At 60.8% G+C, this 25,045-nt stretch carries 18 protein-coding genes; 2 read left to right on the top strand and 16 right to left on the bottom strand.

Annotated elements, in window-relative coordinates; translation table 11 throughout:
- Nucleotides 1-665: 665 nt before the first annotated feature.
- From GIW28_RS27225 to GIW28_RS27190, 8 genes are all read right to left on the bottom strand, one after another.
- Nucleotides 666-2,306 carry a BatD family protein gene (locus tag GIW28_RS27225; RefSeq protein ID WP_099549321.1) on the bottom strand — a complete coding sequence of 547 codons (1,641 nt, stop codon included), beginning with the start codon at nucleotides 2,304-2,306 and terminating at the stop codon, nucleotides 666-668.
- Nucleotides 2,303-4,042, bottom strand: a complete 1,740-nt coding sequence (locus GIW28_RS27220; RefSeq protein WP_099549322.1) for a tetratricopeptide repeat protein — start codon at nucleotides 4,040-4,042, stop codon at nucleotides 2,303-2,305. The genes GIW28_RS27225 and GIW28_RS27220 overlap by 4 nt, the downstream gene beginning before the upstream one ends.
- Nucleotides 4,039-5,127, bottom strand: coding sequence for a vWA domain-containing protein (locus tag GIW28_RS27215; RefSeq protein ID WP_017136651.1), 1,089 nt, complete (start codon nucleotides 5,125-5,127; stop codon nucleotides 4,039-4,041). The genes GIW28_RS27220 and GIW28_RS27215 overlap by 4 nt, the downstream gene beginning before the upstream one ends.
- On the bottom strand, nucleotides 5,120-5,614 hold the full coding sequence (locus tag GIW28_RS27210; protein ID WP_017136650.1) for a DUF4381 domain-containing protein: 495 nt from the start codon (nucleotides 5,612-5,614) through the stop codon (nucleotides 5,120-5,122). The genes GIW28_RS27215 and GIW28_RS27210 overlap by 8 nt, the downstream gene beginning before the upstream one ends.
- Entirely contained in the window at nucleotides 5,611-6,543 is a 933-nt protein-coding gene (locus GIW28_RS27205) for a DUF58 domain-containing protein (RefSeq protein WP_017136649.1), read from the bottom strand. Before GIW28_RS27205 ends, GIW28_RS27210 begins: the two co-directional genes overlap by 4 nt.
- 5 nt (nucleotides 6,544-6,548) lie before the next feature.
- A complete protein-coding gene (locus tag GIW28_RS27200; protein WP_003174327.1) occupies nucleotides 6,549-7,508 on the bottom strand; it encodes an AAA family ATPase in 960 nt (319 codons plus the stop codon).
- Between the two features lie 279 nt (nucleotides 7,509-7,787).
- Nucleotides 7,788-8,138 (bottom strand): hypothetical protein, encoded by a 351-nt coding sequence (locus GIW28_RS27195; RefSeq protein WP_017136648.1) that lies wholly within the window; start codon nucleotides 8,136-8,138, stop codon nucleotides 7,788-7,790.
- Between the two features lie 126 nt (nucleotides 8,139-8,264).
- Nucleotides 8,265-9,983, bottom strand: a complete 1,719-nt coding sequence (locus GIW28_RS27190) for a dermonecrotic toxin domain-containing protein (protein WP_236447861.1) — start codon at nucleotides 9,981-9,983, stop codon at nucleotides 8,265-8,267.
- Nucleotides 9,984-10,453: 470 nt separating this feature from the next.
- On the opposite strand from GIW28_RS27190, the gene GIW28_RS27185 reads away from it, so the two are divergent.
- Entirely contained in the window at nucleotides 10,454-15,322 is a 4,869-nt protein-coding gene (locus GIW28_RS27185; RefSeq protein WP_017136646.1) for an NAD-glutamate dehydrogenase, read from the top strand.
- A 195-nt stretch (nucleotides 15,323-15,517) separates the two neighbouring features.
- On the opposite strand, the gene GIW28_RS27180 is transcribed toward GIW28_RS27185, so the two are convergent.
- From GIW28_RS27180 to GIW28_RS27170, 3 genes are all read right to left on the bottom strand, one after another.
- Nucleotides 15,518-16,204, bottom strand: coding sequence for a GntR family transcriptional regulator (locus GIW28_RS27180; protein ID WP_236448225.1), 687 nt, complete (start codon nucleotides 16,202-16,204; stop codon nucleotides 15,518-15,520).
- Between the two features lie 17 nt (nucleotides 16,205-16,221).
- Entirely contained in the window at nucleotides 16,222-16,923 is a 702-nt protein-coding gene (locus tag GIW28_RS27175; protein ID WP_017136644.1) for a FadR/GntR family transcriptional regulator, read from the bottom strand.
- Between the two features lie 175 nt (nucleotides 16,924-17,098).
- Nucleotides 17,099-18,424, bottom strand: coding sequence for a C4-dicarboxylate transporter DctA (locus tag GIW28_RS27170; RefSeq protein WP_169986452.1), 1,326 nt, complete (start codon nucleotides 18,422-18,424; stop codon nucleotides 17,099-17,101).
- Nucleotides 18,425-18,641: 217 nt separating this feature from the next.
- Between GIW28_RS27170 and GIW28_RS27165 the strand changes: the two genes are divergently transcribed.
- Nucleotides 18,642-19,271 (top strand): DNA-3-methyladenine glycosylase I, encoded by a 630-nt coding sequence (locus GIW28_RS27165; protein WP_236447971.1) that lies wholly within the window; start codon nucleotides 18,642-18,644, stop codon nucleotides 19,269-19,271.
- A 143-nt stretch (nucleotides 19,272-19,414) separates the two neighbouring features.
- Here GIW28_RS27165 and GIW28_RS27160 read toward each other — a convergent pair whose 3' ends face one another.
- The 5 genes from GIW28_RS27160 to GIW28_RS27140 form a co-directional block, all read right to left on the bottom strand.
- The gene (locus GIW28_RS27160) at nucleotides 19,415-20,182 is read right to left on the bottom strand and encodes an SDR family oxidoreductase (RefSeq protein ID WP_170039609.1); all 768 of its coding nucleotides are present in this window, start codon (nucleotides 20,180-20,182) and stop codon (nucleotides 19,415-19,417) included.
- Nucleotides 20,183-20,204: 22 nt separating this feature from the next.
- A complete protein-coding gene (locus GIW28_RS27155; protein ID WP_236447970.1) occupies nucleotides 20,205-21,272 on the bottom strand; it encodes a phosphotransferase family protein in 1,068 nt (355 codons plus the stop codon).
- Nucleotides 21,273-21,402: 130 nt separating this feature from the next.
- Complete coding sequence (locus GIW28_RS27150) at nucleotides 21,403-23,295, bottom strand: pilus assembly protein TadG-related protein (protein ID WP_236447969.1); 1,893 nt, start codon at nucleotides 23,293-23,295, stop codon at nucleotides 21,403-21,405.
- A gap of 90 nt (nucleotides 23,296-23,385) precedes the next feature.
- Nucleotides 23,386-24,336 carry a 2-hydroxyacid dehydrogenase gene (locus tag GIW28_RS27145; protein WP_170039601.1) on the bottom strand — a complete coding sequence of 317 codons (951 nt, stop codon included), beginning with the start codon at nucleotides 24,334-24,336 and terminating at the stop codon, nucleotides 23,386-23,388.
- Nucleotides 24,337-24,432: 96 nt separating this feature from the next.
- Nucleotides 24,433-24,957 carry a cysteine hydrolase family protein gene (locus GIW28_RS27140; protein WP_017136637.1) on the bottom strand — a complete coding sequence of 175 codons (525 nt, stop codon included), beginning with the start codon at nucleotides 24,955-24,957 and terminating at the stop codon, nucleotides 24,433-24,435.
- Between the last annotated feature and the right edge of the window lie 88 nt (nucleotides 24,958-25,045).

The raw sequence follows: 25,045 nt of genomic DNA, 5'->3' as shown, positions 1-25,045 counted from the left end.
GGGTGAAACGGGGTGGGTCTGGGACGATTTTGGTCATGAATGAAACTCCTAAAAGGTTGGGAGCCATTCTTTTGCAGATCTCACTCGACAAAAGGTGGCAGCTATGTGCGGGGTGAGATAACCGGTCAGGAGCACCCGGCCAGACCTAGGTCTGCCCGCACACAGCCGCCATAGAGCATGTTGCTCGCGGTTGTGGCACTTGGCACTCCGTTCACAGGATCTCACTCCCGATCGCTGATATGCAGCGACGGAGCGAAGGCTAGCCAGTGAAGTGAGCAGGCGCAAGGCCAAAGGATTGTCTAGGAAACTTCCCGCAAATTAAAGGGATATGGACTGCTGGCCTTTAACAATGCATGTCACCCAGGCTACACCCATCATCTGTGGGAGCTGGCTTGCCTGCGATGCAGACACCTCGGTATTTCAGCAACACGAAGCCTGTGGCAAGTGTGCTGTTGTGGCGAGCAGGCTTGTCCTGCGTTGGGCCGCGAAGCAGCCCCAAACCCAGACACTGAGTTCTTTCAGGAAAATTGCAGTGCCTTTACTGGGGCCGCTTCGCGGCCCAACGCAGGACAAGCCTGCTCGCCACAGGAGAAAGCGGCATACCTATGGCCATCGCAGGCAAGCCAGCTCCCACATGGGTTTTGTGCTGTCAGGTAGAGAGAGATTTACTTGGGATACAACGGCGGCAAGCTGGTGGTGTCCGTTGCCGGGTCTTGCGCACGCTCGACCATCGGAATTGCTTTGACCGCACGCCATAAATCTTCACCCAGCCAGTATTGGCCGCTCTCGCTGTACAGCGCGCCGTTCAACCCATCCAAGGCATCCGACAGCGGCACGAACCGCGCCGCCATGTCGGCCAGGGTTTCCGGTTGTTGCCGCGCCCAGGCGTCGAGTGCCTGGCGCGTGGCTTGCGGGTCGTTGGCCTGGGTGGCGCGCTTGAGGTCGTCCAACAGCGAGCGCGGGCTCGGGCCGGTTTGTACGGCGCGTTGCACGGCGGGTTGGCGACGTGCGCGCCACCACAGGCCAAAACCCAACAGCGTGGTGCAGGCAAGTATCAAGGTGCTCAGTTGCCACAGCCACAGGCGGCTATCGTCCGGTGCGGTAATGACCGTTGGTGTGGCGGGCGTGTCCACCACCAGGCTTGGGTTGGTCGCCACTTGCAGCGTGCGCGCGGGCAGGCTGGTGCGTTCCAGGTGATCTTCGTGGGTGTTCCACCACACCACTTCCACGGCGGGCAACTCCACGGCACCAGCGCGGGTTGGCACCAGGGCTTCGCGGTCCTCACGGCTGCCGATCAGGCCACGGTCGCTGTTTTGGTTGCCGAGCACCGGCTGGTCCGGGTAGCGGCGCAGGCCATTGATGTCGCTGCTGGGCAGGGCCGGCAACTGGGCGCTGGACAGGCCTTCGGCCTTGACCGTGAGGCTGCGGGTCAGGGAGTCGCCCACTTGAACGTGATCAGGCTCGGGGTTCCAGACTTCGCTCAGGGTCAAGCTGCGCGCGGGCAGCCAGGCGGCGTCGGCGGGGTAGAACTCCGGCTTGGGCTTGACGGTCAGCGGCAATTGGGCAGAGCTTACGTGAATCAACTTGCCCGGTTTGGTGCCCTGCAGCGTGTTCTCTTGGGGCGGGCGCGATTCCACCAAGGTGGCGCTGAAAGTCTGCGCCGGAATCACCAAGGCACCGCTGTGCTGCGGGTAAATCGCATAGCGGGTTTCGATTACGCCGTGGCGAATGCTGTTGATGACCTTCTCGTAAGTGCGCGACTCGCCCAATTGTTCAATGCGCGCATCGGGGATTTGCAACGGCGTGAGGCTGCTGTCGTCATACAGCGACACCGAGTGGTACACGCGCACGGTCAACAGCACCTGGGCCTGAACGTACACACTGCTCTGGTCCAGATTGGCTTCGATAAACACCGGGGCCAGTTCGGCACTGGTGTTCTGGCTGGCGGTTTCCAGCACTTGCAGGCTGATCGGCTGGGTCTTGAGTTCGCCCACTTGCAGCGGCGGAATCACCACGGTGCCGTTTTCCTTGGGCAGCAACGTGATGATCCAGCGCGTGGTGGCGTGGTTATCGCCGCCCAAGGTAGTCAGCTGGTTGATCTGGCGCGTGCCGCTCACTTCAAACTGCGCATCCAGGGGTGACAAGTCGGGTTTGCCGAACTGGGTGACGTCGCTGGATTCCACTGTCAACTCCACCGTTTCCCCGGAATTGACGCGGCTGCGGTCGACACTCGCCACCAGGTTGGCCGCCTGGGCGTGGCTTGCCGACAGGGCGAGCAGGAGCAGAAGGGTGGTGCGGCGGCTCATCGAGTCTTGTCCTGATGTTGTTGCTGTTCGTACCAGAATTTACGTCGCAGCAGTTCGCCGGGGTTGTCCGGGATCTGCTGCAGCCATTGCTCCAGCGCCTGGCGGTGCTCGCCATCGAGGCTGGCATCGGCGGGGCGCAAGGGCGGGGTGGTGGTGTGTTCGTCCCCTAGCTCGCTGCCCGGTACGTCGTTGCCGCCGGCTTTGGGCGTGGCGCCCGTCTGGTTATCGCCGGCACTGGCCTGGCCTTGGCCTTGGGGTGATTGCTCGCCCCCCGTGGCACTTTGGCCGCTGCTGCCCGGTTGCGCAGTTTGGCCGGGTTGGGTGGTTTCGTCATCCTCATTTTTGACAGGCTTGGCCGGCTCGGGCTGGGCTTTTTCCTGGATCAGGGTTTCGACCAGCGCTTTGTTTTTCAGCGCCGGTTGCAGGTCGGGCTGGGCTTCGAGTGCTTGCTCATAAGCGTCGATGGCGGCTTCCAGTTCGCCGGATTTGGCCAGCGCATTCCCGCGATTGTAGTGGGAATACGCGTCATTGCCTTGGGCAAAACGCTTGATCGCCTCGGCGTAGTTGCCCGCCTCATACAGTGCCACGCCTTGCCATTGCGGGTCTTCGAAGTGTTTGGCGGCCTCGTTGGGGCGTTGTTTCTTCAGCAGATATTGGCCTTGCTGGTCGGGTCGCAGCCACAGGTCCTGAAGTTCAAAGGCATAGCTGGGCTGCGGCGCACCAAGTAACAGTAACGGCACGCAGAACAGCCAGCCGCGACGCCCGGCGCAGGCGGCGAGCAACAATAACGGTAGCAGCAGCCAGTAACCCTGGTCGGCCCAGGTGTCGAGGTGCAGCAGTTGGCCGTCGTTGCGCAGGGCCTGCGGGCCATCGAGCAGGTTGAGCTGGCGCAGGTCTTTGTCATCCAGGCGCGCGGCGCGGTAGCGGCCACCCATTTCACTGGCAAACGCCTTGAGCGTCGGGCCGTCCAGGCGCGGCACCAGAATGGCGCCCTGGTCATCCTTAAGGAACTCACCGCTTTCCTGGGTCACCGGCGTGCCTTCGCGGCTGCCGATGCCGAGGATCGACAAGCTGGGGGCCTGGGCGCTCTGCAACTGCAGGCGAATGCCTTGACGCTCCTGTTTCGACAGCGACGAGCCGACCAGCAACAGGCGCCCCTGGCCGAGACCGGCTTGCTTGAGCAAACCCAGGGCTTTTTCCACCGCCAGATCGGCGCGATGGCCGGGCTCGGGCATGATCGAGGGACGCAGGGCTTCGAGCAGGTTGCGGCTGGTGGCCAGATCATCCGACAGCGGCACCAGCGTATGGGCGCTGCCGGCATACACGACGATGGCGGTGGGCGCGTTGTCGCGTGCCTGCAGCAAGTCATAGAGCTTGCGCCGCGCCTGCTCTAAACGATTGGGCGGGCTGTCGGTGGCGAGCATTTCCGGGGTCAGCTCCAACAGCACCACCACCGGGTCGGCCGGTTTCTGGCTGTTCTGTTCAACCCTTTGCCAACTGGGGCCAAGCAATGCCAGCACGGCCAGCAGCCAGGCGATGCCCAACACCACCCAGGGCGATTTACTTTCGCGGCCATTGCCGCCACTGAGCAGCACCGCATGAAACGCCGGCGGCAAAATCATTTGCCAGCGCCCGGCGCGCTTTTGTCGGTGCCACAGCTGCCACAGCAGCCAGCCGAGCAACGGCAGCAGCAGCAACCACCAAGGGCGAAACCAGTGTGGCCACAGGTCGATCATCGACGCCTCCGCAAGCGCAGGCGTTTAAGGCGTTGGCGCCATTGCGGGTGCTGTTGCAGGAAAATGCCCTTGGTCGAGAGTTTGTTGAAGGTGCGTTGCAAGGGGTTATTAGGCCAGCGTTCTTGAACCACCAGCAACATGCTCAGGATCAACGCCAGCGCCAGCGGTGCGCTGTACAGCGCCTGGGCCGGGCGTGCCTGGGTCGGCTGTTGCGCGACGGGCTCAAGCTGGTCCAGGGTTTGTTTGATTTTTTGCAGCTCGTCGCCGTCGCGGGCGCGGAAGTAGCGGCCACCGGTGGCGTCCGCGATGGCCTTCAAGGCCGGTTCATCCAGGTCCAGGCTCGGGTTGACGCCCAAGATGCCCAACGAACCGGTTTGCTCGGGGTCGGCGCCGATGCCGATCGGGTAGATTTTTACGCCTTCTTCGGCCGCCAGGCGTGCGGCGGTCAGCGGATCGATCTGCCCGGCATTGTTGGCGCCATCGGTGACCAGGATCAGCACACGGCTTTGCGCCGGGCGCTGGCGCAGGCGTTTCAAGGCCAGGCCAATCGCATCGCCGATGGCGGTGTTTTTGCCGGCGATGCCGATACGTGCTTCATCCAGCCAGGTGCGCACGGTGCGCCGGTCGAAGGTCAGCGGGGCTTGCAGGTAAGCCTGGCTGCCAAACAGGATCAGGCCCACGCGGTCGCCTTCACGGCTTTCCAGGAAGTCGCCGAGCAAATGCTGCACCAGGCTCAGGCGGCTGACGTCATCGTCCTGCCAGTGCATGTCAGGGAAATCCATGGAGCCGGACACATCCACGGCCACCAGCAAGTCACGGCCGCTGGCGGCAATGGGCAGCGGTTCGCCAAGCCATTCCGGGCGCGCGGCGGCGGTCAGCAGCAGCAGCCACAGCACCACGAACGGCGCTTGCTGGCGCCAGCCGGGCAGGTTGACCCGCGCACGGCGGCGCGCCAGGCCCTCAAGGTCGGCCAGGTAGCTGACCTTCAGCGCGGGTTCGCCGCTGTCGGCCACTGGCAGGATGAAGCGCATCAACCACGGCAAGGGCAACAGGGCGAAGATCCACGGCCAGGCGAACTCAAACATGTTTGCGAATCCAGGTATCGACCGCTTGGGTCAGGCCGGCGATGGCCTTGTCGTCGAGTTTGCATTCGGGTTTGTAGGCGCCTTCGACCAGCACCATCCAGCGTGTAAGCCCGGCGGCGGGGCAACGGTTGTCGAGGAACGCCAGCCATTTGCGCCCGTTTAATGTGTGGCTCTGGCTGTAGGGGTAGTCGTTGCGGCACAGGCGCTTGAGCAGGCCATTGAGCTGCTGCAGCCAGGCACCGGCGGGCGCGCCGTCGTAGGGTTTGGGCATCAGCGCAAGTTCGGCCAGGGCGGCGATGCGCAGCGGGTCCAGCGGTTGTTCGGCGCGGGCCACGGGGCGTCGGGTGGGCAGGAAACGGCGCAACCACCACAGGCCCCAGCCCAGCAGCGGGATCACCAGCAGCAGCAGCCACCAACCCGGCGCAGGCGGCCAGAACCCGATGGCCGGCGGGGCGATCAGTGGCTGCAGTTGGTCGAGGCTGCTCATTGCTTTTTAACCGGGCGTTGCGGGTTGAGGTATTCGCGCAATTGCTCGACCATCTCGCTTTGGGTGCTCAGGGGCATCAATAGAATGCGCAGCTTCTGTGCCAGCAGTTCCCAACGTGCAATGCGTTCCTCAGCCTGGGCTTTATAGGCCTGGCGCAAATCGAAATTCAGCGTGTCCAGTTCCAATTGCGCGCCACGTTCAGCGAAACGCAGCAGCCCGGCGGCGGGCAGGGCGTGGTCCAGTGGGTCGGAGATCGGCAACAATAACAGGTCGCAATGGCGTGACAGCAGGCTCAGCTGTTGCTCGGCGCCTTCGGTCAACGCGCGTTCATCGCAGATCACAATCACCAGGCTGCCCGGGCGCAACACTTCGCGGCCACGGCGCAGCGCCATGCCCAACGCGTCGGCTTCGGGGCGGCTTTCGGTATTCAGGCTCTGGTTCACGCGCACCAGGCGGTTAAGCAATTGCAGCAGGCTTTGTTTACTGCGCCGGGGCTTGATTTCGTAGTGCTCGCTGTCGCCGAAGACCAACCCGCCGACGCGGTCGTTGTGCCCCAGCGCTGCCCAGCCGATCAAGCTGGCGGCTTGGGCGGCGAGTACCGATTTGAACATTTGCCCGGAGCCGAAGAACAGCCGACAGCTTTGCTCAACCATGATGAAAATCGGCCGTTCACGTTCTTCATGGAACAGCTTGGTGTGCGGCTCCTGGGTGCGGGCCGTCACGCGCCAGTCGATGGTGCGCACATCGTCGCCAGCCTGGTACACGCGAACTTGGTCGAAGTCGACACCGCGCCCACGCAGTTTGGAGTGGTGCAGGCCAATCAGCGGGCTGCGCTGGCTTGGCGTGGAAAACAGCTGCACTTCGCGCACGCGGTGGCGCATCTCAATCAATTCGCTGAGCGTGACGCGGATTCCATCGCCGGCATTCATGGGGTTCAAGCGACGGCAACGACGTCGAGAATGCGTTGCACCACGCGGTCCTGGTCAATGCCGGCCGCTTCGGCCTCGAACGACAGGATGATGCGGTGACGCAGCACATCAAACAGTACTGCCTGGATATCTTCCGGGCTGACAAAGTCGCGCCCGGCCAGCCACGCATGGGCGCGGGCGCAGCGGTCGAGGGCGATGGAGCCGCGCGGGCTGGCGCCATAGGCGATCCACTCGGCCATTTCAGGATCGAACTTGGCCGGGGTGCGCGTGGCCATGACCAGTTGCACCAGGTATTCCTCCACCGCATCGGCCATGTACAGGCCGAGGATTTCCTTGCGCGCGGCAAAAATCGCCTGCTGGCTCACGCGGCGCTCGGGCTTGGTTTCGCCATTGAGCGCCTCGCCACGGGCTTGCTGCAGGATGCGTCGTTCGACCGCCGCGTCCGGGAAACCGATTTTGACGTGCATCAAGAAGCGATCTAGCTGGGCCTCGGGCAGTGGGTAAGTGCCTTCCTGCTCAATGGGGTTTTGCGTGGCCATGACCAAAAACAGCGGCGACAGGTCGTAGGTGCTGCGACCCACACTGACCTGGCGCTCGGCCATGGCTTCGAGCAATGCAGACTGCACCTTGGCTGGCGCGCGGTTGATTTCGTCCGCCAGTACCAGGTTGTGAAAGATCGGGCCTTGCTGGAACACGAAGCTGCCGGTTTCCGGGCGATAGATCTCGGTGCCGGTGATGTCGGCCGGCAACAGGTCGGGGGTGAACTGGATACGATGGAACTGCGCTTCAATGCCTTCGGCCAGCTCTTTGATGGCCTTGGTCTTGGCCAGGCCCGGTGCGCCTTCTACCAGCATATGGCCGTCGGCGAGCAGGGCGATCAGCAAGCGATCGATGAGTTTTTCCTGGCCGAGAATCTGCGTAGAAAGAAAGGTTCGCAGCGCAAGCAGCGCTTCACGATGTTCCATCGATGACGGTTCCTGGAGAGATGAGCCCCAACGTCGAAAAAAAACGCCGGGCCTGGGGCGTCTACTTTAATGCATCGCAGGGTGTAGCGACTAACGGCGCGGCGGGTATTTTTAGCAAAACTTGTAGGATTTTTGTGTGGAAAGCACAAATTCCACTGAGGGTCGCTCGGCCCCTGTGGGAGCTGGCTTGCCTGCGATGGCATCAACTGGAGTGACCTGATACACCGAGGTGCCTGCATCGCAGGCAAGCCAGCTCCCACATTTGATCCTTGGAACAGCCTAAATCCGGCTAAAGGTGCCGGTGCCCTTGAGGATGTTCTGCAAGGTTTCTTCAACTTCAGCCAAATCCGACGCGGCGGTGGTGTGGTTGATCCGCAAGTGGTCCTTGCCGCCCAGTGCATCGGCATCACCCGCCGCCAGTTCAATCACCAGCGTGGTGTCACTCAAGGTCACTTTCAGCCCATCCAGGGTCGACGGTTCGTAATCCCAGGTCAGCTCAACCTCATCCTCGTCCGGGTAACGACTGAGCATGAACATTTCGCCATTATTGCCGTGGCAGCACAGCATGGCCATGTTGTCTTCTTCTTCGTCACAGGGTGTGGCGATCAGGTGGGGAGTGGTCAGTTGCATGGGCAGTCCTCTAAAAGCAGCGTACTTGAACGACGGGCGGCTAATTTTGCCATCGTACAAACGTTTACGCTGCTCTTAAGTGGATGGGACTGCCCCTGCCACCATGGGTATCGCACTTGCAGTGGGTTATTTCGCCAAAATAGTGGCCTTTAACACTGTTTTGATCGGCCCGGTGATGGGCTCTGAAGCCTTGCCAGCCCCCGCAGTCAGTATTGGCTTGAGCGCATTGAATACACCGAACGTAATCCTGTCATCGGCGTTTGCGCGGTCGTTGGCGTTGTCGTGAATGCCCACGCCCACTTCCAGCAATCCGGAGCCCACACTCAGCGCCGTCAGCAAGATGCCCACGGGGGGCAGTGCCAAGCCAATGGGGGTTGCAAGCAGAAGCGCTCCATCCAACCATTTTTTTGCCTTAAGAATTGTTTGCTTGTTGTGGTCTGTGTTCAGCACGAACTCCTGGTTGGTACTGGCTTTCATGCTTTTTTCTGTGCGCTCTTGAACCTCGCTGAAAGGGTCGCCCGTGATGTTTTTGCCATCAAATACGCCACCCTCTTCCCAAAAGCCTTGCCGTTCCAGGAAGTCCACAGCGCCTGGCTCTTTGATGTGCTGTCGAATCAGCTCCAATCGCGCATCGAAGCCTTTTTTAAATAATGAAGACGAAGCATCTTTTGGGGAGAAATGTTTTTTGAAAGCGGCGGCTTTATCTTCGTCAATCAATTGGGTAGCCAGCCATTTATTCATTGCTTGGGGCGAATCGAACGAGTGGATGGGGGACGAATTGCCTGGAATGTATAGAAGCGTTTTCTGAGTATTGACGTCTCTGGTATAGAAAATATCAGTGGAGTGGAAGCCATTGAAACTCAGAAATTTGGTCTCCAGGCTTGCGTCTGGCGTGTGCGGTTTAACCAGTGTTTCCAGCCCTGCATCCAGATAAGTCTGGTTGGCGGGTACACCGACGAGGCTCATGGCGATCTTTCGGCCTTCCTCGTCCAGCGAGCGCTCATGATGTTGCGCGTGCGCAGCATTAAGGTAGCTAATTTTGGCAAGTGCGGTATAGGACTCACGGGTTTCAGGCGACCACTTGAAGTTCAGGTACTGGTCGTAGGGTTTTTTATAGGCATGGTCCCAGACCATTTTTTTGAAGTCGGCCGGGGGGATCTGAACATGCTGGCCCGCACCGTAAGTAGTGGGTGCGTCGGGCGAGGGCTCAGTCACAATACCGTGATAATAAGTATTGAAATTGCCCACGAGTGGACGTGGGAAAGTGCCGTCCCAATTGGGCTTTTCCGTGTGGCGGGAATTAGGCTGTATGTCGAAGGGTTCGGTAGGTTGCCCTTTGGGAGCCTCTTGTTTTCCAGTCATCCCCTTGGGCCGTGGTGTGTGTTGAATATTCAGGCATGCCGCATCCGCCAGGGAGATTTTTTGTGTAATGACCGCCTTGTGAGGCGTGGTGTTTTTGTCATAAGCAAAGGTGACCAGAAAGGTTTTTTCCGGATCGACGTCGACCCCCCACTTTTGTTTAATCTGGGCTGCCACATGTTCTGAGGTATGTTGAGTGGCGGACATGAAGGGTTTGTACTTGTCGGCTGCATACCTGTCGAGCGCGTTGTTTCTTTTTAATGGCTCGGAAAAATAAGAGGCTGGCCTGCTATCGTGTTGCACGGCAGGTTGTTCTGGCCGGACGGTCTGCTCGCCCCACTTCAACTCCGGACGATCCCAGTTTAATTCAGGGAGGGTAGGCTTATTATGGGCTTGGCGCGGTGTTGGGTAAGTGGGAACGCCATTCGGTACATTCGTCGAGGCACTGATAGTACCCTGACTTACAGTTGCAGTTATGCTGGTCATACTAAACGCTCACTTCAATTAATCAGTGGGCCGTCCGTGGTGTGTTTGCGCAATCGATGCTGTGTGCATCGAGTCAGTTCTAATTGGTCGAACGAGCTGTATTCACTCCATTCAAAGTGCCTATGGCCTACACAGAAAAAAACTATCGTCCTACTCGCCCAGGTGCAGGGCGCTAGAGAATGTTCAGCGCTGCCTGCGCTTGACCGAATATGTCGCCGTACGGAAAGCAACCGTCTTCCTACACTCGTTAAGCTGCGCAGTGGATGCGCCACCGTCAGGCCGTTGACCTGCCCGTCGTACCGTCACCTGCCAAACGGCGCATCCGATGTGACCTGATCGCCTTGCGCAGCTTCACCCACCTGTCACCTCGATTCGTTATAAGGTTATTGACGAACAGAGCTGACGGTCTCCCCGCAAGGGGATAACACGCGACGCTTCCATCAATAACAAGCCCAAGCGGAGTACCACAGATGGCGTTCTTCACCGCAGCCAGCAAGTCCGACTTCCAGCATCAACTGCAAGCGGCACTGGCGCAGCACATCAGTGAACAGGCACTGCCACAAGTGGCGCTGTTCGCTGAGCAATTCTTCGGCATTATTTCCCTGGACGAACTGACCCAACGTCGCCTTTCCGACCTGGCCGGTTGCACCCTGTCTGCCTGGCGCCTGCTTGAGCGCTTTGATCACACCCAACCGCAAGTGCGGGTCTACAACCCCGATTACGAACGTCATGGCTGGCAGTCGACCCACACTGCGGTCGAAGTACTGCACCATGACCTGCCATTTCTGGTCGACTCGGTACGCACCGAGCTGAATCGCCGTGGCTACAGCATCCACACCCTGCAAACCACCGTGCTCAGCGTGCGTCGCGGCAAAAAAGGCGAGTTGCTGGAAATTCTGCCAAAAGGCACCCAGGGCGAAGGCATTCTGCAAGAATCGCTGATGTACCTGGAAATCGACCGTTGCGCCAATGCCGCCGAACTCAACGTGCTGAGCAAAGAGCTTGAGCAAGTGCTGGGCGAAGTGCGCGTGGCCGTGGCCGATTTCGAACCGATGAAAGCCAAGGTCCAGGACCTGCTGGCCGGTATCGACGCGAGCCAGTTCAGCATCGACGGCGAAGAAAAAGCCGAGATCAAGAGCTTCCTGGAATGGCTGGTGGGCAACCACTTCACCTTCCTTGGCTATGAAGAGTTTGTGGTACGTGACGAGGCGGACGGCGGTCATATCGAATATGACACCGGCTCCTTCCTCGGTCTGACCAAATTGCTGCGTGCCGGCCTTACCGCCGAAGACACGCGCATCGAAGACTACGCCGTGGCATACCTGCGTGAACCGACCGTGCTGTCGTTCGCCAAGGCCGCGCACCCAAGCCGCGTGCACCGTCCGGCGTACCCGGACTATGTGTCGATCCGTGAGATCAGCGCCGACGGCAAGGTGATCAAGGAACACCGCTTCATGGGCCTCTACACCTCGTCGGTGTACGGCGAAAGCGTGCGAGTGATCCCTTACATCCGCCGTAAAGTCGCGGAAATCGAGCGCCGCTCGGGCTTCCAGGCCAAGGCACACCTGGGCAAAGAGCTGGCCCAGGTGGTTGAAGTCTTGCCGCGTGATGACCTGTTCCAGACCCCGGTCGACGAGCTGTTCAACACCGTGATGTCGATCGTGCAGATCCAGGAGCGCAACAAGATTCGCGTGTTCCTGCGCAAAGACCCGTACGGTCGTTTCTGCTACTGCCTGGCCTACGTGCCGCGCGACATCTATTCCACCGAAGTGCGCCAGAAGATCCAGCAAGTGCTGATGGATCGCCTGAAAGCCTCGGACTGCGAATTCTGGACCTTCTTCTCCGAGTCCGTCCTGGCCCGTGTGCAGCTGATTCTGCGGGTTGACCCGAAGAACCGCCTGGACATCGACCCGCTTCAACTGGAAAAAGAAGTGGTGCAGGCCTGCCGCAGCTGGCAGGACGACTACGCCAGCCTGGTGGTGGAAAGCTTCGGCGAAGCCCAGGGCACCAACGTGCTGGCGGATTTCCCGAAAGGCTTCCCGGCAGGTTACCGCGAGCGTTTTGCTGCGCATTCGGCTGTGGTCGATATGCAGCACCTCAACAGCCTGACCGAAGCCAACCCGTTGGTCATGAGCTTCTATCAGCCGCTGGGCCAGGTCTCCGGCCAGCGAGAGCTGCATTGCAAGCTCTACCACGCCGACACGCCACTGGCGCTGTCCGACGTGCTGCCGATCCTGGAAAACCTCGGCCTGCGCGTGCTGGGCGAGTTCCCGTACCGCCTGCGTCACGCCAATGGCCGTGAGTTCTGGATCCATGATTTTGCGTTCATTGCCGCCGAAGGCGTGAACCTGGATATCCAGCAGCTCAACGACACCCTGCAGGACGCGTTCGTGCACATCGTGCATGGCGATGCCGAAAACGATGCGTTCAACCGTCTGGTACTTACCGCCGGCCTGCCTTGGCGCGACGTGGCGCTGCTGCGTGCTTACGCGCGTTACCTCAAGCAGATCCGCCTGGGCTTCGACCTGGGTTACATCGCCAGCACCCTGAACAACCACACCGACATCGCTCGTGAGTTGACCCGGTTGTTCAAGACCCGCTTCTACCTGGCGCGCAAGCTCACCGCCGATGACCTCGAAGACAAGCAGCAACGCCTGGAACAAGCGATTCTCACGGCCCTGGACGATGTTCAGGTGCTTAACGAAGACCGCATCCTGCGTCGCTACCTGGACCTGATCAAGGCCACCCTGCGCACCAACTTCTACCAGACCGACGCCAACGGCCAGAACAAGTCGTACTTCAGCTTCAAGTTCGACCCGCGTGCGATTCCTGAGCTGCCCAAGCCGGTGCCGAAGTTTGAAATCTTCGTGTACTCGCCGCGCGTTGAAGGCGTGCACCTGCGCTTTGGTAACGTTGCGCGCGGCGGCCTGCGCTGGTCCGACCGTGAAGAAGACTTCCGTACCGAAGTGCTCGGCCTGGTAAAAGCCCAGCAGGTCAAGAACTCGGTCATCGTGCCGGTGGGCGCGAAGGGCGGCTTCCTGCCGCGTCGCCTGCCATTGGGCGGCACCCGTGACGAGATCGCGGCCGAGGGCATCGCCTGCTACCGCATCTTCATTTCCGGCCTGTTGGACATTACCGACAACCTCAAGGACGGCGCCCTGGTGCCACCGGTCAACGTCGTGCGTCATGACGACGATGACCCGTACCTGGTCGTCGCGGCGGACAAGGGCACTGCGACCTTCTCCGACATCGCCAACGGCATTGCCATCGACTACGGCTTCTGGCTGGGCGATGCGTTCGCTTCCGGTGGTTCGGCAGGTTACGACCACAAGAAAATGGGCATCACCGCCAAGGGCGCGTGGGTCGGTGTACAGCGTCACTTCCGTGAGCGCGGCATCAACGTGCAGGAAGACAGCATCACCGTGGTGGGCGTCGGCGACATGGCCGGTGACGTGTTCGGTAACGGCCTGTTGATGTCCGACAAGCTGCAACTGGTCGCGGCCTTCAACCACCTGCATATCTTCATCGACCCGAACCCGAACCCGGCGACCAGCTTCGTCGAGCGCCAGCGCATGTTTGAGCTGCCGCGTTCGGCGTGGACCGACTACGACACCAGCATCATGTCCGAAGGCGGCGGGATCTTCTCGCGCAGTGCCAAAAGCATCGCTATTTCGCCACAGATGAAAGAACGCTTCGACATCCAGGCCGACAAGCTGACCCCGACCGAACTGCTCAACGCCTTGCTCAAGGCGCCGGTGGACCTGTTGTGGAACGGCGGTATCGGCACTTACGTCAAGGCCAGCACCGAAAGCCACGCCGACGTGGGCGACAAGGCCAACGACGCGTTGCGCGTCAATGGCAATGAGCTGCGCTGCAAAGTAGTGGGCGAGGGCGGTAACCTCGGCATGACCCAATTGGGCCGTGTGGAATTCGGCCTCAATGGCGGCGGCTCCAACACTGACTTCATCGACAACGCCGGTGGTGTGGACTGCTCCGACCACGAAGTGAACATCAAGATCCTGCTCAACGAAGTGGTGCAGGCCGGTGACATGACCGACAAGCAGCGAAACCAGCTGCTGGCGAGCATGACCGACGAAGTCGGCAACCTGGTGTTGGGCAACAACTACAAGCAGACCCAGGCGTTGTCCCTGGCCGCGCGCAAGGCTTACGAGCGTGCTGCCGAGTACAAGCGCCTGATGAGCGACCTGGAAGGCCGTGGCAAGCTGGACCGCGCCATCGAGTACCTGCCGACCGAAGAGCAGCTTGTGGAGCGTGCCTCCACCGGTAAGGGTTTGACCCGTCCAGAGCTGTCGGTGTTGATCTCCTACAGCAAGATCGACCTCAAGGAAGCCCTGCTCAAGTCGCTGGTGCCGGATGACGACTACCTGACCCGTGACATGGAGACCGCGTTCCCACCGAGCCTGGTGGCCAAGTTCGGCGAAGCCATGCGCCGTCACCGCCTCAAGCGCGAAATCGTCAGCACCCAGATCGCCAACGACCTGGTCAACCACATGGGCATTACCTTCGTTCAACGACTCAAAGAGTCGACCGGCATGAGCCCGGCGAACGTGGCCGGTGCTTACGTGATCGTGCGTGACATCTTCCACCTCCCGCACTGGTTCCGTCAGATCGAAGCCCTGGACCACCAGGTGTCCGCCGACGTGCAACTGGAGCTGATGGATGAGCTGATGCGCCTGGGCCGTCGTGCCACGCGCTGGTTCCTGCGCAGCCGTCGCAACGAGCAGGACGCTGGCCGCGACACCGCGCACTTCGGTCCGCACCTGGCGGCGTTGGGCCTCAAGCTCGACGAATTGCTGGAAGGCCCGACCCGCGAAGGCTGGCAGAACCGCTACCAGGCCTATACCGAAGCCGGCGTACCGGAATTGTTGGCGCGCATGGTTGCAGGCACGACTCACCTGTACACCTTGCTGCCGATTATCGAAGCCGCCGACGTGACCGGGCATGACGCCGCCGAAGTGGCCAAGGCCTACTTCGCCGTCGGCAGCGCGCTGGACCTGCCGTGGTACCTGCAGCAGATCAGCGATCTGCCGGTGGCCAACAACTGGCAGGCCCAGGCCCGCGAAGCGTTCCGCGACGATGTGGACTGGCAGCAACGGGCGATCACCATCTCGGTACTGCAAATGGCCGACGCGCCACAAGACATGGAAGCCCGCGTGGCCCTGTGGCTTGAGCAGCACCAGGACATGGCCGATCGCTGGCGCGCAATGATGGTCGAAATCCGTGCAGCAGTCGGCACGGACTACGCCATGTATGCGGTCGCCAACCGTGAGTTGCTCGACCTGGCGTTGAGCGGTCAGTCGGTGCTGCAACCGGCTTGATCCCTCGGTAAAACAAAAGCCCCCGTATCGTAAGATGCGGGGGCTTTTTGTTGGCGCCACATTCATCAAACCCCACACACCCAATGTGGGAGCTGGCTTGCCTGCGATAGCGGTCTTTCAGTAACAGGAAGGCTGCTGACCCACCGCTATCGCAGGCAAGCCAGCTCCCACAGTTTGATGTTCATCCACTTGGACTCAGTGGTGTTTGAGTAATTTGCTTTCCAGATGATCCAGGTGCTGAGTCATCAGGGTCACGGCGCCACTTGAATCGCGTTGCTCCACCGCATCGACAATTCCCACATGCTCCTGCCACGCGCAGTAGGTGCAGGCTTTCGCTTCATATTGCGCAATGATCAACGACGTCAGTGGCACCAGGCTGTTGAGGAATTGCGCCAACGGTGCGTTGCCTGCCATCTGCGCCAATTGCAGATGAAACTCCCCCGATAATCGAATCGCTGGCCCACGCTGGTCGCGTTCGATGCAGTCGCGCTCCCGTGCAATCAACTCGCGCAGCTGGCGTATCTGCAGGGTGGTCGCTTGGGCGCAGGCCAACTGCACCACGGTGATCTCGGTCATCCGCCGCGCCTCCAGAATCTGCCGCGCCTGCTGCGCATCCGGCGCCGCCACCTGGGCACGCTGGTTGGGGCGCAGGATGATCACTTGCTGATGGGACAGCTTGGCCAGCACACGGCGAATCACACTGCGGCTCACACCAAAGGTTTCGCCCAGGCTCTCTTCGGTAAAACGGCTGGCCGGGGCGATGCGTTGTTCGAGGATGGCATCGAACAGGCGTGGGTAGATGTCATCCACCGAAAGTTTTTTACCGCCAACCAGGCGCAGGGCAGGGAGGACGGCATTGCGTTGCAGGGCGGGGGCGCTCATGGTCGGTCTCCAAAAAATCAGCTGCCCAGATGGTCGTCCGGGATATTCAAACGAATGCCCATGCGCAGGCCTTCCTGGAGGATATGTCGGCGCATTTCGGCGCTGGCCAGGGCGCTGTTCTTGTTGCGGATGGCGCGCACCACGGCGTCGTTTTCCTGCAGGCGTTCGGCCAAGTGCTCGGGTGAATTGCGCAGTACCTGGGCGCTTTGCTTTAGGGCGTTGCTGGTTTGTTGCACCACGTTCTGGAAGATCGGGTTGGACGTCAGGGCGAACAGCTCTTCGTGAAAGCCGATGTAGGCGTTCATGCCCGCTTCGGCGTCGCCGGCATCCAGGGCTTCGCGCATGTCCATCAAGGTCAGGCGCAATTGGCCGACTTCCTTGCTGCTGATGGACTGGGCCACCAGGCCGACAATGAAGGGTTCGAGGGTGTAGCGCAGTTGCAGGATATCTTCGAGGCTGGCGTCGGCCACGGCGTCGCTGGACTGTGGCTCGCTGACACTGGTTTCCAGCACGACCACGCCTTTGCCGGGCATCGAGCGCACCAGGCCCAGGGTTTCCAGCACGATCACGGCTTCGCGCAGGCTCGGGCGGCTGATGCCCATCTGCTCGGCCAGTTCACGCTGGCCGGGGAGCATGTCGCCCTGGCGCCACTGGCCCCGCTTGAGTGCGGCGCGCAGTTTTTCTACGACTGAGTTGACGACGGTTGAAGTGCTGATCACGTCTACGTCTCCTTGGATGTTGCCAATAGGGTCGCGATTCCATGTGGGAGCTGGCTTGTCGGGTCGCCGCATCGCTGCGATGACTGACTGCCAGCCAACATCTCTATGGCTGACCCACCGCTATCGCAGCGATGCGGCGACCCGACAAGCCAGCTCCCACAGTTGGATCGTGTTGCTAGAATTCCTGATGCGCCGGCAGCACCGGCTTCTTGGCCTGGAAGGCATACCCTTGCTCGCCATCGAGCACCTTGTTGGCGCGCTGGATATCAATGTCTTTTTCCCAACGGGCAATGGCCACGGTAGCGACACAGTTGCCGATCAGGTTAGTCAGCGCGCGGCCGATGCCCATGAACCAGTCCACCGCCAACACCAGCACCAGCCCCACCACCGGAATTGCCGGGATCGCGGTCAGCGTGGCCGCCAAAATCACCAGCGCCGAGCCCGGAATGCCGTGGGCACCTTTGGAGGTGATCAACGACACCAGCAGGATGGTCAGCAAATCAGTCATCGACAGCGGTGTGCCGGTGGCATTGGCGATAAATACGATGGCCAGGGTCAGGTAGATCGAGAAACCGTCGAGGTTGAACGAATAACCGGTCGGAATCACCAGGCCGACGGTGGAGCTGCCAATGCCCAAGTGCTCGAGTTTACGCATGATCTGCGGCAATACCGCGTCGGAGGAGGCGGTGCCCATCACGATCAGCAGCTCTTCGCGCAGGTACTTGAGCAGCGGCAGCATGCGCAGGCCGGACAAACGCATCACCAGGCCCAGCACCAGCCCGACAAAAGCAAAGCAGGTCAGGTAGAACAAACCCACCAGGCTGCCCAGGTGTTGCAGCGAATCCAGGCCGTAGGTGCTGGTGGTAAAGGCGATGGCGCCGAATACACCGATCGGCGCCAGACGCACAATCATGCCCATGATGCGAAAGATCACATGGCTCAGCTCGTTGATCAGCCGCGAGATGCCGGAAGCGGCTTCGCCCACCAGGTTCAGCGCGCTGCCGAACAGCACCGAAAACAGCAGCACTTGCAGCACATTGTTGTCGGCAAAGGCGCCGATCACCGAATTGGGGATCAGGTCCATCAGGAACTGGCTAGTGCCACGAATGTGCTGGCCCTTATCGGCCAGCTCATTGAGACCGGCGGACGACAGTTGCTCCAAGTGAATATTGGCGCCTTGGCCAATACCCGTGCTGAAGGCCATGATCAGGCCGATCACCAGAGCGACGGTGGTCAGCACTTCGAAGTAGATCACTGACTTCAAGCCAATGCGTCCGACCTTCTTCAGGTCGCCGGCGCCAGAGATCCCGCTGACCACCACGCAGAATACGATCAGGCCAATCAGCATTTTGATCAGCTTGATAAAGCCGTCACCCAGGGGTTTGAGTTGTGAGGAGAATTCGGGAAGGGCCAGGCCGCAGATAACGCCTAACATCAGGCCAATCACGACTTGCAGGAAAATCGAACGCGAGCACCATCTGAGCATGGGAGGGATCTCTATTCGGTGCCCTGGTGGTTCCAGGGCTTAATTGTTGTGGTCTTACCGGTATGTCCAGTGCGCGGCCAGTCTACGCTGGGTTTTTTTCAAATCACAAGTAAATATTCGACGGTTGTCAGGTCCCGGTCTGACCAGTTGGTCGGTAAGGGTGATGCTTGAGCGGTTGGCGGGCAGTAAATTTTTTCGCTTATGATCCGCGCCTTGATTGGCGAGGTAGTCGATGGACAAACCAGGGTTGACCACGGATTCAGCAGGCCAGACTCACTGCACCTGGCGCACGGCCGCGCCGGAGTACCCGCGTTACCACGACGCCGAGTGGGGTGTGCCGGTCGCAGACGATATCCAACTGTACGAGAAGATCTGCCTGGAAGGTTTCCAGGCGGGCATGGCGTGGATCACCATTTTGCGCAAGCGCGAGCAGTTTAGGGCGGCGTTCGAAGGGTTTGATTTTCGTCGTGTCGCCCACTACACCGAGGCCGATATCGAGCGGCTGATGAACGACCCAGGCATCGTGCGCAACCGCGCGAAGGTCGTCTCGACCATCAATAACGCACGCCGGGCCTGTGAGTTGGTGGACGAAACCGGTTCGCTGGCGCGCTGGTTGTGGGCGTTTGAACCCACGCCCGAGGAACGCCCGCCGGTGGTGGACATGGCGTACTGGACCGGCAACCCGACGTCACCGGCGTCGCTGCGTTTGTCCAAAGCCTTGAAGAAGCGCGGCTGGACCTTTGTTGGCCCCACCACGATGTACGCGCTGATGCAGGCGATGGGGATGGTCAATGATCACTTGGAGGGCTGCGTTTGCCGCCCGCGCATAGAGGCGCTACGCCAGCAGTTCAAGCGCCCTTGAGTGTGTGGCGAGGGAGCTTGCTCCCGTTGGACTGTGCAGCAGTCTCCCGATTTTTGGGGGCGCTTCGCACCCCAGCGCAAGCAAGCTTGCTCGCCACAGTAAGCTTGCTACCCCAGGGATTTTGCGGTGCCTGGAAGGTCAGGTCAGGACAGGAAGCCACCGTCCACATTCAGCGACACACCGGTGGTGTAGCTGGACGCATCACTGGCCAGGAACAGCACCGCACCGGCCATCTCGCTCGGGTCGGCTACGCGCTTGAGCGGGATCTGCGCCAGGGCCACCTTCAGGATCGAGTCGTTCTTGACCAGCGCCGAGGCGAACTTGGTGTCGGTCAGGCCCGGCAGCAAGGCGTTGCAACGGATGCCGAACGCCGCGCATTCCTTGGCAAACACTTTGGTCATGTTGATCACGGCGGCCTTGGTCACCGAGTAGATGCCCTGGAACACGCCCGGGGAGATGCCGTTGATCGAGGCCACGTTGATGATGCTGCCGCCGCCGTTGTCGCGCATCAGCTTGCCGGCTTCCACCGACATGAAGAAGTAACCGCGGATGTTCACGTCAACGGTCTTCTGGAAGGCGCCCAAGTCGGTGTCCAGTACGTTGCAGAATTGCGGGTTGGTTGCAGCGTTGTTAACCAGGATATCCAGGCGCCCAAACTGTTCGCGGATACCGGCGAACACTTGGGTAATCTGCTCCATTTCGCCGATATGACAGGCCACGGCGGTGGCTTTGCCGCCCGCGGCGATGATCGCGTCGGCCACGTGCTGGCAGCCTTCGAGCTTGCGGCTGGAGACGATCACATGGGCGCCTTGCTGGGCCAGGAGCTTGGCGATGGCTTCACCGATGCCACGGCTGGCGCCGGAAACGAAAGCGATCTTGCCGTCGAGGTCGAACAGGTGGGTCTTGGACATGCTGGGTTCCTTGCTCTTGTAGTCAGAGGGCTGATTTAGCGATGACATTCAGGCTCATTTGCTCCAGCAGCTTGTTCATATGGATGAACTGCGCAAAGCGTTTGTCCTGGGTCTGGCCGTGAAAAAAGCGGTAGTAGATCTGCTGCACAATGCCGGCCAGGCGGAACAGGCCGTAGGTGTAGTAGAAGTCGAAATTATCGATCTGGATGCCGGAGCGCTCGGCGTAATAGTCGACGAATTGGCGCCGAGTCAGCATGCCCGGCGCGTTACTGGGCTGGCGGCGCATCAGTTGTACGGGCGCAGGGTCGGCGGCTTCGATCCAGTAGGCGAGGGTGTTGCCCAAGTCCATCAGCGGGTCGCCCAACGTGGTGAGTTCCCAGTCCAGCACGCCGATGATCTGCATCGGGTTGTGCGGGTCGAGGATCACGTTGTCGAAGCGATAGTCGTTGTGCACGATGCTGGAAGTCGGGTGGTCGGCCGGCATCTTGTCGTTAAGCCACGCGCGTACCTTTTCCCAGCTGGGCGCGTCGGGCGTCAGGGCTTTTTCGTAGCGGTCGCTCCAACCGCGGATCTGGCGTGCTACATAGCCTTCGGGCTTGCCCAGGTCGGCCAGGCCGCAGGCAGCGTAGTCGACCTGGTGCAGCTCGACGAATTTATCGATAAAGCTCTTGCACAGCGCCTCGGTCTTGGCCGCGTCCAGGCCCAGTTCGGCCGGCAGGTCAGAGCGCAGGATGATGCCGTTGACGCGCTCCATCACATAGAACTCGGCACCGATCACCGACTCGTCAAGGCAGTGCACATAGGCTTTGGGGCAATACGGGAAGCCGTCCTTGAGCTGGTTGAGAATGCGGTATTCGCGGCCCATGTCGTGGGCGGACTTGGCTTTGTGGCCAAATGGCGGGCGGCGCAGCACGAATTCCTGGCCAGGGTATTCCAGCAGGTAAGTCAGGTTGGATGCGCCACCGGGGAACTGGCTGATCTTGACCGTGCCGGCAAGGCCCGGAATATGCGCCTTGAGGTAGGGATCGATGAGGCTGGCATCAAGTTCTTCGCCGGGGCGAATATGGGTCGATTGGTCGTTAAGCGCCATGCTTATCCCTTCTGCTTATTCTAAAGGCCTTGGACTATTGGCTAATCTAATGCGCACCGCCGCCCAGCGACAAGGTCGGGGCGGCTTAATAGGTTAGCGTGTTGGACGATGATCAGCGGGCCTGATGTGCTCAAATCACCAGCATGGCCCGGCCACCGGGGTTGCACGACAAATTGGCACCGATTTCGACTTTTGCCAGGTCGATGCCCAGGCCGGCGAGCAGGTTGTTGACGATGGGGTCGAGCAGCGGGCCGAGCAGCCCGGCAATCAAGCCGCCCAGGGTGGTGAGCAAGCCGTTGACCACGCCCGTGACCAGGCCCAACACGGCGCCCAACAGGCTGGCCATTTTGGGCGGGTGGTTGATCAGTTGGATGCCGGTGAGTGTTTGCTTGAGGCTGCTGACCGCGTTCGAGCTGGCGAATGCGTAATAGAGCGGTTGCTGGTTGATAGCGGGCGGCTCGGTGTAGGTGTGCGCACGCTGGGTTTTCAACACGTCGCTGTCGATTCGGATGCCCAGGCCGCCCGCCGCAAAGGCCTGCCTGTCGCTACACACGCCGGTGCCGCGCTTGCAGGTTTTGGTGCCGATATCCACCACCGGGTACTCGTCTACCTTGAGTTTTTCTGTGGACGAGTACAGATTCTTGGGGTCAACCTGGCCAATCATCGCGCGCAATGCCGAGGTTTCGCCGAGTACCGACAACGACTTTTTGCCGCTGTCGCAACTGTAGCCAGTGACCATAGCGCTGCCGCCAGCGGCTTCCAGGGCGATGTCGAGGGTGTCGCCGATTTCCAGGCTGGCGGCCAGGCAACAATTGGGATCGAGTAAGCCAAACAGGCCGCCCAGCAGGTCACTGAGCGCTTGCACCGTGCCACCCAGCAGGTTATTCACCAGCGTGACGATCGGCAGTTTTACCGAAATCAAAGTGCGCACCTGGGCGGTGCGCACATAAATGGGCTGCTTGGCGATATCTTTGGGGTTGCCGATGCTGGAAACCTGCCCGGGCTCGATCACTTTGGTCGACACGGTCACGCCGAGCAGGCCCAGCACATCCACCGGCAGCTCCACGGCAACTGCGCTGGCCTTGTTCGACAGCTGCACAAAGCCCTGGATCAGGTTGAACAGTTGCAAGTTCACATCCAGCGCACTTTTGTCGGTGCCGTTCTGGATATTGATCAGGTCGCCCAGGTGCAGGATCTGCGTGCCCGGCGCAATCAGCTTGATGGCTTCCAGGTTGTTGATCACCACTTTGACCGCGTCACCGCCCAGCTTGAGCACATCAATGGCCGCCTGGATCAGTTGGCCTACAGTGGCGTCGGTCTTGAGCAGTTGGTCGTAGTTACCGGCGCTGACTTTCAATTGGATGGCCAGCGCATCCAGGTACTTGAGCAAGCTGATATCGGTATTGAGCAGCCCATTCCAGCCGACTGCGTCCAACTGCAACTTGCCGCCCAGCAGGCCGCCGATCAAGGCGTTGAGGGCGACCGACTGGGTGCTGTCCACCGTTAACAAGGTGCTGCGAACCGTGAGCTGGGCAACCGTTGGGGTGGGTGCGGCGGCGACGGCGGTGGCGCTGAGCAGCGTTGTCAGGTTGACGGGCTGGCCCGAGAACAGCGTGAGCAAGCCATGGGCAAGGCTGGTGTGCACGCGATGGGTAGCAATCACCCGGATGGCATCGGTTTTGCTCGGGTCGGCGCTGAACGTGCGCATAAAATCTGCGCCGGTGGCCAGGGTGCCGCAGGCGGTCGCCAGCGTGCGATTGTCGTCAAGGCTAAAGTTGTTGCGTGCCGCGCTTTCGGTCGCAAATTGTGCGGCATTGTTAGCGGGCGCCGCGCATGTGCCGCTGCGGCTCACCGCTTCCAGCGCAGCCGTATCGGCCACACGCTGCAATTTGCGTTTCTCCAGGTACAGGCGACCGCTGTCGACCACCAGCAGCAGAAACAGCAGCGCAATACCAAGGGTTACCGCGCCTATCAGGCCGATGGCGCCGCGTTGGCGGGCCGGGCCGAGTCCATGGCCAATCATTGTGCGTTCCTTCGCCGGTCCTGCACCGACGTCCTGAGCATCCCCGCAAGCAGTGTAGTCAGGTTTTGCGTCGGCGCTGGCTAATCGCTACTAGTTGCGCGGCGGCAGGGTAACCGGTGTCAGCACTGGGCGGCCGGCGAAATATTCCACCAGGTTATCGGCCACGCGTTGCACGGTGTCGTGGGCCGCTTCCGGCGACAGGCCGGCGACATGGGAGGTGAGCACGGTATTGCTCAGCCGCTTGAGGGCGTCGGGCACTTTCGGTTCATCGTCGAACACATCCAGCGCGGCACCGCCGATACGCCGTTGCTCCAGCGCAGCCACCAAGTCCGCAGTCACCACCACGCTGCCGCGTCCGATGTTCACCAGGTAACCGTTCGGCCCCAGCGCATCCAGGGCATGGCGATCAATCAGGTGGCGGGTGCTGGCCCCGCCCGGCGTGGCCAGGATCAGGAAGTCCGAGGTGCGCGCCAGCTCCACGGCGGTTGCGCAATAGGTGTAGTCCACATCGTCGCGGGGCTGGCGGTTGTGGTAACTCACTTCCATGCCAAAGCCGAGGGCGGCACGTTTGGCAATCTCCATGCCCACTGCGCCGAGACCGAGAATGCCCAGTTGCTTGCCGCCCAGGGAAGGGCGCATCACTTTGGGCCATTCGCTGCGCCGCACCGCCGCGTCAGTCTGGGGAATGCCACGCACCAGTGCCAACAGCAATGCCATGGCGTGGTCAGCCACTGACGGCGCGTTTACGCCGGCGCCGTTGGTTACCACGATCCCGCGATTGCTCGCCGCTTGCAGGTCCACGTGTTCATAGCCGGCGCCGATCACGCAGATAATCTCGAGCAACGGCAGCGCCGCGATTTCCTCGGCATACAGCCCCAGCGGGCCACGGGTGAGTACCGCCTTGATCTGCGCGCCGTGGGCCTTGATCGCCTGGGCACGCTCGGCCGGTGTCGGCGCCAGAATCACATGGAAGTCGTTACTCTCGATGATTTGCAGGTATTCGTTGATGGTTTCAACCAGGACCAGAACAGTGGTGGACATCGGAAGGCTCTTCCTGAAGGGTTTGATAGGAGGAGTATGCGGGATTTGTAAGACGGAACGATTTGTTCGGTCAGAAAAAATCCCGCACAGGCAGTTCTAGAACTCAACATCCTGAGCTTTCACCCGCTTCACAAACGCCCCCGCCAAGGTCGCATTGTGATGCTCGATGATCGCCTTGGCCGGCAAGGTCGGGGTGTCCATGCAAGTATGAGCGTCCTCGGGCAGCATCACCGAAAACCCAAGCTCGGCCGCTACTCGGCACGTGGTGTCGATGCAAAACTGGGTTTTCATGCCGACCACCACCAATTCATCGACCTGTGCCGCCGCCAGTTGTTGCGCCAGGTCAGTGCCCAGGAAGCAGCTGGGGCGGGTTTTGTTGAACAGGTGATCGTGAGCGTCGTCGACGTCGAGGCCATGCCACAGTTGCCATAACGGGCTGCCAGCTTCGATCGGCGAACCTGCCGGGCCGGTGTGGCGAGCGACGAAGATAGCCACGTTGGCCCTGCGGGCGCGCTGGATAAGCTGGTTGATGGTGCCCAGCACGCGCTCGCGCTCGAAGGGCTGTTGCGGCCCGTCGTATAAACCGGTTTGCATATCGATGATCAACAGGGCGTTAGCCATGGTCTTGCTCCTTGCAGTGGCCAGCGGGCGGGGCAATAAAAAGGCCCCGTCCATTGCTGGCGGGGCCTTGGGGTGTTTCGGGATGTTT

Source organism: Pseudomonas sp. PA-5-4B, assembly GCF_021606215.1.
GTDB lineage: Bacteria > Pseudomonadota > Gammaproteobacteria > Pseudomonadales > Pseudomonadaceae > Aquipseudomonas > Aquipseudomonas edaphica.
The sequence above is the reverse complement of the archived record's forward strand: the minus strand, read 5'-3'. Positions and strand labels throughout refer to the sequence as shown.

What these genes read in the sequence shown, in the direction of transcription:
- GIW28_RS27225 (WP_099549321.1), bottom strand. Translation starts at nt 2,306, where the DNA reads ATGAGCCGCCGCACCACCCTTCTGCTCCTGCTCGCCCTGTCGGCAAGC.
- GIW28_RS27220 (WP_099549322.1), bottom strand. Translation starts at nt 4,042, where the DNA reads ATGATCGACCTGTGGCCACACTGGTTTCGCCCTTGGTGGTTGCTGCTG.
- GIW28_RS27215 (WP_017136651.1), bottom strand. Translation starts at nt 5,127, where the DNA reads ATGTTTGAGTTCGCCTGGCCGTGGATCTTCGCCCTGTTGCCCTTGCCG.
- GIW28_RS27210 (WP_017136650.1), bottom strand. Translation starts at nt 5,614, where the DNA reads ATGAGCAGCCTCGACCAACTGCAGCCACTGATCGCCCCGCCGGCCATC.
- GIW28_RS27205 (WP_017136649.1), bottom strand. Translation starts at nt 6,543, where the DNA reads ATGAATGCCGGCGATGGAATCCGCGTCACGCTCAGCGAATTGATTGAG.
- GIW28_RS27200 (WP_003174327.1), bottom strand. Translation starts at nt 7,508, where the DNA reads ATGGAACATCGTGAAGCGCTGCTTGCGCTGCGAACCTTTCTTTCTACG.
- GIW28_RS27195 (WP_017136648.1), bottom strand. Translation starts at nt 8,138, where the DNA reads ATGCAACTGACCACTCCCCACCTGATCGCCACACCCTGTGACGAAGAA.
- GIW28_RS27190 (WP_236447861.1), bottom strand. Translation starts at nt 9,983, where the DNA reads ATGACCAGCATAACTGCAACTGTAAGTCAGGGTACTATCAGTGCCTCG.
- GIW28_RS27185 (WP_017136646.1), top strand. Translation starts at nt 10,454, where the DNA reads ATGGCGTTCTTCACCGCAGCCAGCAAGTCCGACTTCCAGCATCAACTG.
- GIW28_RS27180 (WP_236448225.1), bottom strand. Translation starts at nt 16,204, where the DNA reads ATGAGCGCCCCCGCCCTGCAACGCAATGCCGTCCTCCCTGCCCTGCGC.
- GIW28_RS27165 (WP_236447971.1), top strand. Translation starts at nt 18,642, where the DNA reads ATGGACAAACCAGGGTTGACCACGGATTCAGCAGGCCAGACTCACTGC.
- GIW28_RS27160 (WP_170039609.1), bottom strand. Translation starts at nt 20,182, where the DNA reads ATGTCCAAGACCCACCTGTTCGACCTCGACGGCAAGATCGCTTTCGTT.
- GIW28_RS27155 (WP_236447970.1), bottom strand. Translation starts at nt 21,272, where the DNA reads ATGGCGCTTAACGACCAATCGACCCATATTCGCCCCGGCGAAGAACTT.
- GIW28_RS27150 (WP_236447969.1), bottom strand. Translation starts at nt 23,295, where the DNA reads ATGATTGGCCATGGACTCGGCCCGGCCCGCCAACGCGGCGCCATCGGC.
- GIW28_RS27145 (WP_170039601.1), bottom strand. Translation starts at nt 24,336, where the DNA reads ATGTCCACCACTGTTCTGGTCCTGGTTGAAACCATCAACGAATACCTG.
- GIW28_RS27140 (WP_017136637.1), bottom strand. Translation starts at nt 24,957, where the DNA reads ATGGCTAACGCCCTGTTGATCATCGATATGCAAACCGGTTTATACGAC.